Annotated in this window: 8 protein-coding genes; 1 reads left to right on the forward strand and 7 read right to left on the reverse strand. The window is 53.6% G+C overall.

Features of this window, described 5'->3' with window-relative positions; genetic code table 11:
• The 4 genes from ACWVCN_RS06890 to ACWVCN_RS06905 form a co-directional block, all read right to left on the reverse strand.
• Nucleotides 1-2,161, reverse strand: a 2,161-nt coding sequence (locus tag ACWVCN_RS06890) for a UvrD-helicase domain-containing protein (protein WP_455244822.1), incomplete at its 3' end; no start/stop codon positions are given.
• A complete protein-coding gene (locus ACWVCN_RS06895; RefSeq protein ID WP_455244823.1) occupies nucleotides 2,154-5,336 on the reverse strand; it encodes a PD-(D/E)XK nuclease family protein in 3,183 nt (1,060 codons plus the stop codon). The genes ACWVCN_RS06890 and ACWVCN_RS06895, both read right to left, overlap by 8 nt.
• A 263-nt stretch (nucleotides 5,337-5,599) precedes the next feature.
• A complete protein-coding gene (locus tag ACWVCN_RS06900; protein ID WP_455244824.1) occupies nucleotides 5,600-5,866 on the reverse strand; it encodes a glutaredoxin family protein in 267 nt (88 codons plus the stop codon).
• A 144-nt stretch (nucleotides 5,867-6,010) separates the two neighbouring features.
• Nucleotides 6,011-7,165, reverse strand: a complete 1,155-nt coding sequence (locus tag ACWVCN_RS06905; protein WP_455244825.1) for a saccharopine dehydrogenase family protein — start codon at nucleotides 7,163-7,165, stop codon at nucleotides 6,011-6,013.
• 239 nt (nucleotides 7,166-7,404) lie between these two features.
• On the opposite strand from ACWVCN_RS06905, the gene ACWVCN_RS06910 reads away from it, so the two are divergent.
• Complete coding sequence (locus tag ACWVCN_RS06910) at nucleotides 7,405-9,396, forward strand: PAS domain S-box protein (protein ID WP_455244826.1); 1,992 nt, start codon at nucleotides 7,405-7,407, stop codon at nucleotides 9,394-9,396.
• Here ACWVCN_RS06910 and ACWVCN_RS06915 read toward each other — a convergent pair.
• The 3 genes from ACWVCN_RS06915 to ACWVCN_RS06925 all read right to left on the reverse strand — a co-directional run.
• Entirely contained in the window at nucleotides 9,389-10,948 is a 1,560-nt protein-coding gene (locus ACWVCN_RS06915; RefSeq protein WP_455244827.1) for a PAS domain S-box protein, read from the reverse strand. The two genes, ACWVCN_RS06910 and ACWVCN_RS06915, sit on opposite strands and share 8 nt — an antisense overlap.
• Nucleotides 10,949-11,181: 233 nt before the next feature.
• The gene (locus ACWVCN_RS06920; RefSeq protein ID WP_455244828.1) at nucleotides 11,182-12,285 is read right to left on the reverse strand and encodes a DNA topoisomerase IV subunit A; all 1,104 of its coding nucleotides are present in this window, start codon (nucleotides 12,283-12,285) and stop codon (nucleotides 11,182-11,184) included.
• 8 nt (nucleotides 12,286-12,293) lie between these two features.
• Nucleotides 12,294-12,948: hypothetical protein (locus ACWVCN_RS06925; RefSeq protein WP_455244829.1), on the reverse strand; the 655-nt coding region annotated here is incomplete at its 5' end.

The following is a 12,948-nucleotide window of genomic DNA, read 5'->3' on the forward strand; positions in this document are numbered from 1 at the left end:
GATGCGGACGGTCGGCAAGTTCCTCGGCCATATCGCGGGCCTTCCAGAGATTGGCGACTGCTTGTTCGCCGTGCAACGACGTAGCGGCCAATTCGAGGACCGGAAGTCGTTCGAAAATCAGGTCGAGCACATCCGGAACCGGACAGTGCGGCGCGAGACGATGCAACTCGGCCATTCGTTGATACAACGTTTGTAAAGTGGCTGCATGTGAATGGGGCCAGCGTGCCAGCGCCTCTGGTTTTAAAATGTCCAGGGAATCCAGTTGTTGCAATACAAGAATGTCTCGATCAGACACGCCTCCGAGCGGCGAGCGGAGCAGACCGACTACGGCAATGCGATCGTAAGGATTGTCAAGCACCCGCAACAGATTGACCAGATCAATGATTTCTTGACGCCGATAGAAATGTTTTTCCCCGTCAGTCAGGTAGGCGATGCCGTAGCGGCGTAGAGCATCGAGATAGTCCTGGGCCTGGGTCAGCTTTCTAAAGATCAGGGCTATGTGACCTGGCTGAAGTGCCCCCGGTTTCAAGTCGCGATCAATGATTGTTGTGCCCGTTAGCAATTCTTCTTTTAGCCAGCGCGCAAGCTGATCGGCCTCCGCACGGGTAGCGCTTGCCGTATCAAATTCCTCTTCATCGTCTCCTGCAGTCACCAACCGAAGCTGCACCCCGGCGGCCGACATCTCTGCTTTCCTCTGAGGTTGTGGCTCCAGCCGTTCGTTCGCCGGCTGAATATGTTCTTTGGCCTTAAACAACCGGTCGAAGAAATCGTTGACTACCGAAAGCACTCCTCCGCCGCTGCGAAAATTCGTCACAAGCGAATAGGCGATCCCTCCGCCACCGATGATCTTCTCTACCACTCGTTCGAACGCTTCGATATCAGCGCGCCGAAACGCATAAATCGATTGCTTGGGATCGCCAACGATGAAGAGTTTTCCGGGCTGCAGTTCGAGTTCCTGCCATGATGCCTTCGAGCTGCCAAGTTTTTCGGCGAGATACATCACAATTTCATATTGCACAGGATCCGTGTCCTGAAATTCATCGACGAGAATAGCGTGATAACTGTGCTTGATTCGGGCTCTGACGGAAGGATGATCACGAAGCAAAGCCGTAGCGCGTGTCAGTAATCCATCGAACGAAATCCAACCGGACGTCAAAAAGGACCGCCGTACACTGTGCAGAAACGGAAGGAGTAGTCCTATTAGGTCTTCAAAGTACGATGGATTTATCACAAGGAGTTGCTGTGAGATAGACACAATAGACTTGGCTTCCGCGAACGTCTGTTCGTCCCAACCGGCTGTGGGTTTATCGATTTTCTTTTCCAGTAGGGTGCGGTCGTCTCGGGATAGCAGCGAAATGCCCTGCAGGCCTCGTTCAAGCACATAAGCGAGACAGTTAGCCGATGCGGAAAGCATCTTTTCCGCTTTAAGTTGTTTTGCCCCCGAGCGAACGTTTATGAGGTGCAGGGCTTTCTCGTGTACAGCCTTCAACCAATCTCGTAGTGGGCTGTCTAGGACGGTAGGCGTACATTGCCGTGTCAGCTCTTTCAGATCCCATGATTCCCCCGCTAATGTAAGAGCCAGGGTCCTCACATCCTCCAGGTTCGCTCCAGACAACACTCGACGCCAGTGCTCATGATGCAATCCAGTCTGGCCTAGCTCATCTGCTAACCATGTGTCCCATCTTGAGTTAAACAATTCCTTGAATCGTTCGCCATCATCCTCTTGAAAAGAGGGGTCTATTCCTGATTCAAGAGGGTGAAGCCTTAACAGGTGCGCAGCAAAACTGTGCAAGGTCCCAATCTGCGCCTTTTCGAGCTGTGCGAGTGCCGTTCCTGCTCGATCGCGGACCTTCTCTGACGACAACTGGTATCTGGTTCGAAAAAGCATCGATAGCGGATCGTCAGTCAAATCTCGAAGCTTGATCAGCTCACGCCTTAGCCGCTGCTTCATCTCAGTTGCAGCCTTGTTTGTGAAGGTAAGAGCCACAATCTCGGTCATGGCCAACGGCTCGGGTTCCCTCATCAAAAGGTTGAGAATCCGATTGACCAATATCGTTGTCTTTCCCGTCCCAGCACCCGCCACTACGACTACATTGCGATCCCAAGTGGTTTCGGCCAGCAGTCGATCATGGGAATCAGAGAAAGAAATTCCCTCACTCATCAGCCACCTTTAATTTTCGCAATCGACGCAAAACCCTTGCTTGCGGAGAACGATACGAGCGCCACCAGACTGTCTGGTCGTGGCGACGGCACGCTGCGGAATAGGCACAATGGTCGCAATACCCATCCGGCAAGATGAAGAATTCCCCCCCTTCGATTCCTTGCATGAGAATGCGGACTGTCTGTGTGATTGCCTTCCCGTTGTTTCCCCGCAATTGTGAGCGTTCGAAGATTGAGCGTACGATCGGCGGCTTCCACCGCGGCGCAAGGTAAATAAATTGCACTTCACTCGGTGGAGGCATCGACGGAATATCCATGGAGGCGTAGACCGGAGGCTGAAGCCTAATTCCCCTGATGGCCCCAAGAAGTAAATTGCGATCCGTGGACTCCATTTCGCGCCCTTGCTTGAATTTGTAATCGACAACGCGGAGACCAATCGGGTTCAGCCGGACGTCAATCCGGTCCAGCGTGCCGTGCACTTTAAGACCTTTGGCGTTGGATCCCAATGGCACCAGCCCTCGCGCTTCCGTCTCAAAAGCCCGTGGTTGATATCCGGTCGTCTGGTAATCCTCTTCATCGGCAGCCACAAGGCTACCGACCAAATCGATGATTTGCTCCTGAGCCATTGTCCAAAGCAATGCATGCCCCGTTCCGCTAGTGATTGCATGATCGGTGAACACCTTTGCAACTGAATCTGTAATCACGTTTTGCGCGGTCGAGGGATCAAGCGTCACCTCCGGCCACTGTAAAGCTGTCAACCGTTTATAACTTAGACGCAACGTGTCGTGGATGAGCGTGCCAAGTGTCGAGGCCGGAAGGTGATCCTCCCCTATCGTCCTAACCGATTCGAGACGAAGAATTTGTTCCCCGAAGTACTGAAAAGGGCACGTGGCATACCGTTCAAGTGCAGTTGCCGAGATACCGACCTGATCGAGAGCTGGAAGAGCCGCGGGGTGCGAACCCAGGATCCCATCGAAGGGCCCCAGTTCCTGCGAGTCCCTTTCCATGTATTTTTGAACCGACTGAGCGTGATCGAAAAGAGAGTGATCCTGTCCTCGATGAACGAAGACTGGGCTCGCATCCTGCTCACGGAACAACAGGGTCAAGACAAGATCTTGTGCCGGAAGAACATCCTGAATCGCCGGCTGCAATGCGACTCGCTCCGTCAATCGACGGGGCATCAACCGTTCTGGCGCGGCAATAAAATATGGATCCTCTTGTGCCGTTGACACGAAGGCAGAGGGGGCCATTACGCGTCCTTCTTCGTCCGCCCGCTGGTAGGAAAGGTACAGCCGTTTGGTCGCGGCATGGCTTAGCAACTCGAACAAGAGTTTTTCCTCTTCGTGGCCTGCCAGCTTCTCCTCGATCAGGAACCCCAGCGTGGATGCCAGGACGACACGATGCCGGTCGCGTAAAAACGGATCCTCTCTGATGAATCTCGGGAATATTTGTTCGTTGACACCCATTAAGAAAAGCGCACGAAAACGCAGCCCGCGAGCCTCCATCGCATCGAGCACGTGGACGCCCTGGTGAGGATCGCCTTCGATGGGAAGGGTCGTATCCTCCAACGCCAGCTGGAAGAGTTCCGTCCACTCTAGCCATGTGAGTTCCATCCCGACCGGATCTAGCTCCGACAAATGATCGAGTGTATCTTTCACCAGCGAGCCAACAAGAACAGGAGTGATCTGTCCTTGAGCTTCTGGGGATTCCGGTTCCGTCCAGCCCGGGATTGCACAATGAGTTTCCACCAATTCACAAAAAGCTTCGGTAAGCAGGCTGATCGGGCCCTTTTCCGGCAGACGCGCGCAGTGGGTGATAAGCCGCGTCACCAGTGAACTTAGAAGTGCTACCTGCCTGGAATCCACAAGGCAAGACCGCAAGCCTTCGTCTTCTCCCGAAGCTTCACGAAGAATCGACGTTACTGTGGAAGCAGACAATCGAGACCATTCTGCATCGCCTTTGGTAATACCCAATGTCGAGACTGCCATTCGCCAGACATCTGATCGGAGTTCGCATGCTATCCCGTTAACCTCCAGGGTGCGATAGTACGGAGAGGTGAGAACGTCTAAGACAGCCGACCGCTCGAAGTTATTCAGCGGGAGCGAAGCCAATCGCAATAACGTTTTTACAAGCGGCTCGCGCGACAGCGGCTTTCCCGCCGTGGAGGTAAATGGCACGAGATGTCTATCAAACACCGATTGAAGCCTGGCGCGGTATGGTTCGAACGACCGCGCTACCACTCCAATTTCGTCAAACCGATAACCATGGACTTCAACCAACGTCAGAATTTCGCGACAGACAGTGGCGAGTTCCTCCTCCGCGCCGATAACATTGCTGACGGTAAGTTCGACCCGATCGAACAAAGAGCCGGCGGCAGACGCATCGCTCCGGTCATCATGCCTTTCGGCCAGCGGCAACAGATATTGCTCGAAGAACCGACGTGAAAATGTGTAGGACTGGCTCAGCCCCAGAGGGAAGTAGAGCGTCACCGGTGTGCATCGAACAACTGACTCGAAGAACGAAAGTTGCACCTGTAAAAGATCGTAAAAGCCGAAATAATAAACGCGCCTAAACTGCGTTAGGAAGTGCGATCGTGAGAGGTCTCGGCCAAGCGAAGCGACGAGATCATCCGCTGAGCCGACCCCAAGTGATCGGCTTCCTTCGAGCATGGTGGCATAGAGGGTAAACAACGAACGGAGCCAGGCACGATCATCCTCCTCGAATAGACCTTCTGCCACAGCCTTTAGTGCGGTCTCCGGATGAACACCGGCATCCTTCAGATCGCGCACGGTCGCCCAAAGCCCTTTCCAGGTTCCAGCGGACGGCGGAAGTTGGGAGAGCATCTCCAATCCTGGAAGCTCTCGTTTCACGACTTGTCGAAGGAGTTGCTCGAAATAGAAGTCATCGACAAGTTCCATATGGGAGATCCGTTCGCCACTCCGCACGAGATCATCTCGAAGCCGTAACGCGAACTGATGAAACGTCAGTACATAAACATTGAGCAGGGGGAGCTCTGATTCAATGGCCAGGAACCGTTTCAAACGATCGGCTAGCGAGGCGGATGGGACGATGACGGCCAGCGGAGCGAAAGGGTCGCCGGCTTTTACGGAACGAATGTCCTCGACGAGGGCATGATCAAGGGCTGGATGAAAGGCTCCGGTGACGATGCGAAGCATCTAGTGCGGACTTTATGAAGCGTGAACCATGAAGTGCCCGTGAAGAATCATTATGCGCATGGGGAGTGTTTACGTTTCACACATGACACCGAATGAGAAACGTGACTATCCCGTTTCAGGCCCCAGGAGTTCCCCATTGCAATCCACGCAGGCCCAGTCTCCATCAATAAAGGACATAGGGTCACCGCAGATGGGACAATCCGGTGGAGGGCCTTTGTCGATTCTGGGAAGGATCGGCAGCTCGATATCGTCTTCGTCCATGGCTACCCTTCTCTCTGTCTCATTTTAAGTTGCAAGGCCTTTTCGGCGCTCTCTCGGCTCGGAACGCCTATAAACGTGAGACGACCATCGATAATAGTAGCCGGGACAGCGCGAACAGAATGACGGTTGGCAAGTTCCTGGCCGTCCGGAGTCGTGATGTCGATCTCGCGATATGAAAAACTATACTTTACCCGCAATTGCTTCCAAAGACTTTTGGCAGACGGGCAGGCTCCGCAACTGGGTGAAACGAGTAATGTGATGTTCGGCATAGCGACCCCGCTAAGTGCTGAAGGGCGGGTGAGCCTGGAAAAACAACAAAAGGTTCTAAAAAACCAACCTCAACCTTCAGCTCCCTTACATCCTAGCATCCGAGGAAAAGGACTCGCAAGGCGCACAGGAGGCACGAGCTTGGCTTAGCCTGCTTGAGGGGGACAATTCGTGATCCGCTTGGCGATTTTCAGTCCTCGCGCACGGGCATCTCGCAGGATTGCACGGCGAACCTCAATCGGCAGGTCTTCGGGCGGATGAACGCCTACCAAGTCCCTCGGAAAATATTTCACAAACAAGGCCATCATTTGAGCTGTCGCCCATGCGATAGGTGCCCGAAGATGCCCTTGGCGGTGAAGCGTATAAAGACTTGGAACTGAAGCATCCCATCGAACCATTACAGGATGTCCACGTCGCACTCCAATCGTAACAATCGCCGCTTCGAAGCGTGCATTGTGGAGAAGCCCTCCATGGATCATCCGGTCTACCAAAGCCGGCGTCGGAGTTCTCGGGAAAAGTGAGGCGACAAGACCTCGAGATTTCCGGATCTTTCCCTGGCGGTACCATCGGCGTAGTCGGTTCATATCTGATCCCCCGATTTTGACATCCATTGCCTTCAGCGGAATGATGTGAGGGACCGTCACAACCTCGTCCTGGGCTGCCAGGACGACTGATACCAGCCCGATTGGTTTCGGGAACTTGAAACGTTCTGGCTCTCCGAACCGTCGACCGAGTCGAAACCGCCCGTCCAAGTATTGGACCGGTCTGGACACGGCTTCGTCGAATGATACTTCTGCCGACCATTGGGAAACAGGCCCCACACTGTCGGTAGATTCGTAAAGACGGACTCGAACCTCCTTCACGTCGTCCAATAGGTCAGCAGAAGCTGCGATGAGCAGGTTGGTCAATCCTGGTGCTAGCCCTGCAGTGATGATCGCCGCACGCCCTTTTCCCCGGAAACGCTTGTCGAAGCGAAGCTGCTCCGCATGAAACGGACTGCCGGCCAGATGCGAGGCAGTATCAAGGTAGTCAGCGCGGAGGCGTAGTGCCGCACGGAGAATGATCTTATTGAAGACAGCAGGGCAGGCATTAATAATCAACTGAGCGCCGTGCGCAACTTTAGCGACGTGACTGACATTGCGCGCATTGACCTTATACACGGGAATACGGGTTTCTGTTCTGAGGAAGCGGAGGGCACGCTCCGGATCACGATCGCCGCAGGAGACGCGATGACCCTGTCGAGTGAGAAGTTTTGCGAGTATAGAACCGGTCGCACCGACTCCGATAATAAAAATGCGCATGGGGCGCCTAATGTAGCACAATTCCCCAGGAGTCTGACTAGCACAACAGCTGTCCGGACAAACATGACGAGCGCGAAACAATATGACTGGACATTCCTTGGGAAAGTTCGGCAAATTACCCTCGGCAACCAGCGGCGAGGCAAGGGCTGGACTGAGAGAAATTCCCCTCCTGCCTCCACTGTCAATTCACGAGAAAGAGCAGGTCTGCAGTGCCACAAGACACACAAAGCTCTGACTCAATGATCATCGCTGTTAAAGCGGAACGGCATCCATGGGTGGTTTTTGCCGCCATGGGGGTGCTTGAAGCTGCGACGTTTTGTCTAGACCTTTGGACTGATCCATCCATCAATATCCCTATCATCTACATTCTTATTATCCTACTCTCATATTTCGCCCCACGGCCCCGCATGCCTTTCTTGATCGGGTCAGCCAGCGTCGCACTCACATTCATTCCTCCCCTGTTCCTCTGGCCACCTCCTCTACATTGGTTCATCCTGCTGAATCGCGGCATCACTTCTGCAGCGATTGTGGTCACGGCGTTGCTGGTTTCTGATCGTCAGAGCACCGCAGCCCGCGAGCGAAACACCTCGGAACTTCTGGCCAGAGCAGTCGAGAAGAAAACATCAGAACTGCGCGCGCTCAATCAGGCACTCGAATCTGAAATTGTCGTCCGACGGAGTGCTGAAGCTTCATTACGGGAGAGTCGAGACCGATTAGCGAAGACGGAGGAATTCTCGCTGGTCATGGTCACACACGTTGGTCTCGACGGCCGGTGGCTTAAAGTACCTACGAGGCTATGCGAACTGTTGGGCTACTCGGAATCTGAACTCCTCGCCGATAAGTTTATGAGCGTCACTCACCCGGATGATGTGGAGGCTGACTGGAGCCAGTGCCAACGCATCATCCGCGGCGAGATCAAATCCTTTGAACTGGAGAAACGGTATATCCGTAAGAATAAGGACATTGTCTGGGTGTATTTGAACTGCTCAGGGGTCTACGACGTGGACGGACGGCTTCTTCAATTTCTGACCTATATCAGGGATATCAGCGACCGGAAGCGGGTGGAACAGGTTCTCCAAGAATCCGAGAAACGATGGCACGATGTCATCGAAACGGTTCCCATAGGAATCGCGCTCAGCACGATCGAGGGGCGAGTAATAGACACGAATACAGCGGCATGGAAGATTCTGGGCTATGACTCCAAGGAGGAATTTGTGCGCCTCACGGCAGCATCGCATTATCTCCATCCAGCTGATCGGCAACGGCGCATTGAAGAAATTCGAGCCGGCCGCCATGTCTTCGAGGCCCAATACAAGAAAAAGGACGGGACACTCTTTTGGGGGCGTTGCACGGCCGCGATCCTGAGCGAACATGATCAGGAGGAGCTGTTGATTAATGCTTATGAGGATATCACCGAACAACGCACCTATCACGAGAGGCTTCAACGAACGCAGAAAGACTTGCAAACACTGAACCGGCGGTTGGTGGAACGCGATGAAGTGAGAACAAAATTCCTATCAGTGGTATCACATGAATTACGGACCCCCATGGCGGCAATTAAAGGATTCATCGACAATATGCTCAGCGGGGTCACGGGGCCACTGAATGACCGTCAATCCGAATACCTGCGAAGAATGCAATCCAGCATGGAGCGCCTGACTCGGTTGATTACCCAACTCCTGGACTGGTCAAGACTGGAAATGGGAGCCCACCCTCTTCAGGTCAAATCCGTTCATCCAGGAGACCTCGTGCGCGCCGTCAGTGAAAGTGTCCGTACGGTAGCCGAGGCGAAACAAATTGATTTACGCACAGAGATCGAGACAAACCTGCCTTCTCTTCAGGCAGATCCCGACAAGCTCGAGCAGGTCTTATGGAATCTGGTTGGCAATGCCATTAAGTTTACGCCGGAAGGGGGCACCGTCACGATCGCCTGTCGGCGCGCATCGGACGGAGGCATCGTGTTGACCGTCGCCGACACTGGATGCGGCATCCAGCGACACGATCTTCCCCATGTCTTCGAGCAGTTTTCAGGTGTTCGTTCTGCCATCCCTACAGCAAGAGGGGCGCAGTTGGGCCTCTATATCTCGAAAAGTCTTGTGCAATCGCACGGAGGACGTATTTCGGTTGAAAGCACGCCTGGCGTGGGAAGCTGTTTCCTCGTGCACATTCCGTTGACGCAACCAACGCGCCAAAATGGAGAAGAGCCTGGATCGGGCTGGGCAACTATGTAGTGCGGGTTGTTACGTGGATGACCGACGCTGTGACACGAAGCCCGTCTGACGTAACAAGAGGGTTCAGCTTGATCTCGACGGGAAACTCCGTGCCATCTTTGCGTAGCCCCATCAAGTCGCGATCTTTTCCCATGCTACGGGAAGTCGGCTGAGCGAAGAAAGCACGACGACGTTCGGGGTGCTGCTTTCGGAATCGCTCAGGAACCAGCATGTCGACCGAACAACCTAGCAGTTCCCGCTGATCATAGCCGAACAGGACCGCCAAGGCTTGATTCAAGAGAACTATCTTCCCCTCTTCATTTACCATCAAGACCCCGTCAGGTAAAAACTCTATAATGCTGCGTAGCCATTCCTCACCCACACGCAGATCCTCTTCCATGCGTTTGAGTGCCGTAATATCCTGAGCAAACACTAAAATGCCGAGCACGGTGCCGTCAGTGTCCCGATAAGGAACCTTGTCCGTCCGCACCCATCGCTTCTCGCCATCACCCATCTGGTAGCGTTCGATAATACCGAGCTTCGGACGACCAGATTGGATGACCTCGAGGTCATCCCGGTAATACTTTTCGGCCTCTTCCGGATACAGGTCATAGGTGGATTGACCTTCGATTTCCGCCACTGTTTTATTCAGAGACTGAGCGGCCAGTCGATTCGCTCGGAGAATTTGGTTATTGGTGTCTTTGTACCACACCATGCCCGGAATAAGATCTAACAGTGCCTGCTGTTCTATTTGATGGTGACGCAGATGGGTCGCAGCAATTTCGCGCGCGGTGACATCACGAAGAATTCCGCAATAGAAGCGTTCGTCGTCAGCCGTCCAACTACTGAGTGACATTTCAATGGGGAATTCCTGATGATTTTTTCTGAGGCCATGCACGTTCAGCAGCAATCCTTTATGCCGCATATCGCCGGTCAGACGCACACGTTCGATCCCGCGCAGGTGATCCTCGTGATATTTTTCTAGCATGACCCTGGTCAGGGGCTGCCCAAGAATTTCATCTCTAGAATATCCGAACATATTTGCCGCGGCGGCATTCCAAGAGATGATATGTCCGTTTCCATCAGCAAGAATAATAGCGTCCGGAGCGGTTTCCACCACTTCCCGAAATCGTGTCTCGCTGGCAGTGAGCGCTTGTTTTGCCGTGGTAGCCTCGGTAGAAAGATGTTTCACTCCTACCGCTCTGCGCAACAAGGCCTTCAGTTCCTCCAGATCGTACGGCTTTGTCACGTAGGCAAACGCTTCGGCGGACAACGATGCGTGTTTTTTGGCTACGTCGGCAAACGCAGAAACCATGATGACTGGGATGGTCGAATCCATCGCGTGAAGAGTTCCGAGCAGGGCAATGCCGTCCGTATCGGGCAGCATTACATCCAGTAGTATGGCGTCAAACTTTTGGCCTTTGGCTTGTGAAAGCGCATCAGCACCGGTGTGCGACACGACGACTTTGTAGCCGATGTGCATAAACAGATCGCTCAGGGCAAGGGCGATATCTACATCGTCATCAACGATGAGAATCCATGCCTGTTGATCCGACGGGACTGGAGCAGTCATGTGGTCGCGTTTTTCCTCCTAGGAAACCGCAAAAGGAGAAGATGCAGATACATTATCGCTCTGGGATTCCCTCGGATCAAATATGAGCCGGAAGGGGATCCTGGCCGATTCATCTGGGGGGGAGGACGCCTCTTCATGCGGCAGGATTTCTGGGGACGGAGTTTGGAGGACGTGTGCGCTAAACGCTGCAGACATGAAACGGGTCAGCGGTGTGCGAGCTTGGACAAGCAAGCTCAATCCAGCCAGTCCTTCTCTTTGAGCTTCCTCGGGAGATACTTCTTCGTCAGATACTGAAAGTCCTTGTTCGCCAAGGCATCCAGTTCGTACTTTAGGCCGCTGGCAAGCATCCGCTTTATTTCTGCCTGCCAAGCTGGCTTCTGAAACCACTGATAATTCATCAATTCTTTTGCCCGGGCGATATCCTTCTCGTTCAACTTGATACCGACGTTTCGAGGCAATTCGTATTGTTCAGGATCGGCACTGGAAAGACCGATGAATTTTGCCTTTGGAATAGCCATCCGCTGACTTTCGAATGCGAGATTGATCGAACCCTGCTTCACAACCGAGTAGATATAATAGCCCCAAGGGTCATTGTCGACCAGGACATAGACCGGCAGTTTCTGCTCCTCGTGAAGTCTGCGCGCCAGGCGGCGAACCCCCCTCGGCGGCTGTCCGTTTCCCGTAAGCAATACGCAATTGTAGCGACGCCAGAACTTGTCCTCAGACAACCGGTTCCACTGGGTCCCTTTTTCAACGAGGAGGAGAAAATCGGCAGTACACCGACGGATTTCCAAATACTCCGGCTCTACGACTGAAGGAACCGAATATCCGCCCTTCCCGAGCTTCGAGCAATCCACACGATCACCGTCGTCACCGAACACGACCGGTCCCACGATGCTGCCGCTGTTCTCCGCCCGGACATGCAATTCTTCGCGCAAGGCGGCCAGCGACACCTCGAGATCTTCGATCACTGGATCGGACTCATCCTGTGTGTCAAAAGTGTTTTCGTGCGAATCTTTGATCGTGTGCTTCGTGCGGTAGTAGATTTCGCGCAGTGACGTCGTCAGATCTGCCCGCTGCAATTCCGAGAGAGCATCGGCTACAAGGATCGTTTGCATGAATTTCTTGGCCATGCCAACGTTGAAAAATGATCGGGCCTGTTTCTTGTTGCCCATCTCGATCATGCCCTTGCGTTCATTAAATGAGACGTTTGACAGGGCACGCATCGGGATAGCGATCGTGGGATCTTTCGACCGATCTGCCGCGGCGATCACGACATCGGCCAAGCCGAGAAGTTTTTTCTCAACAGCGGTGGTCTTTTTAGCTTTTGTGGCCATTGGTATTCCTATTTCTTAGCTCGCCGCCCCGACGATTTTGCCGGTCGTTTTAAATGCGCCTTGCCGGACTTCTCCTTCAGCTCAAATAGACCCATCTGAGCCGATTTGCCCTTTTCAATTTTGGCTGATACGCCCGCGTTCGTGCTGGGCTTGCCCGTCTTGTTTGTCGTGGACTGCTCGGAAGGTTTCCCATCACCAAGCAAGTCCGCATTCATAATTTTCGCCTGGTTTGCCTCAACTTGGGAAGCCACCTCCACTTCCCCTTCAACACCTTCAGCTGTGACAATGATTGAATGGGGCAAACCCTCTGGCCCGGATCCTGTTTTCCCCAAAGCTTCATCGGTTTTCATGCCACCAGTCCGTGTACTGGCGATTTTGTGGAGCTGCGCTTTAAGCTTCTCCTTCGGAAGCTTCCCCCCCTTCATGCGATTGCACGCCTCGACGACCTCCTCAATATAGAGGTCAAAGATATTGCGCCGCCGAAACTCGCTCGCAGCACGTTCCCGCCGGCGTACGAACAACCCCAACCGTCGCCCACACTCCCGTAGCGCAAGAGTAATCTCTTTCTGAATCTCATCATAATCGGCGATGGCTTCCTTGGATTCGCTGGTGAAGGGCACCCAGACCGAAGCCATGTGGACGAAGATAACCATCGGGCCTGCC

This window comes from Petrachloros mirabilis (assembly GCF_975968855.1).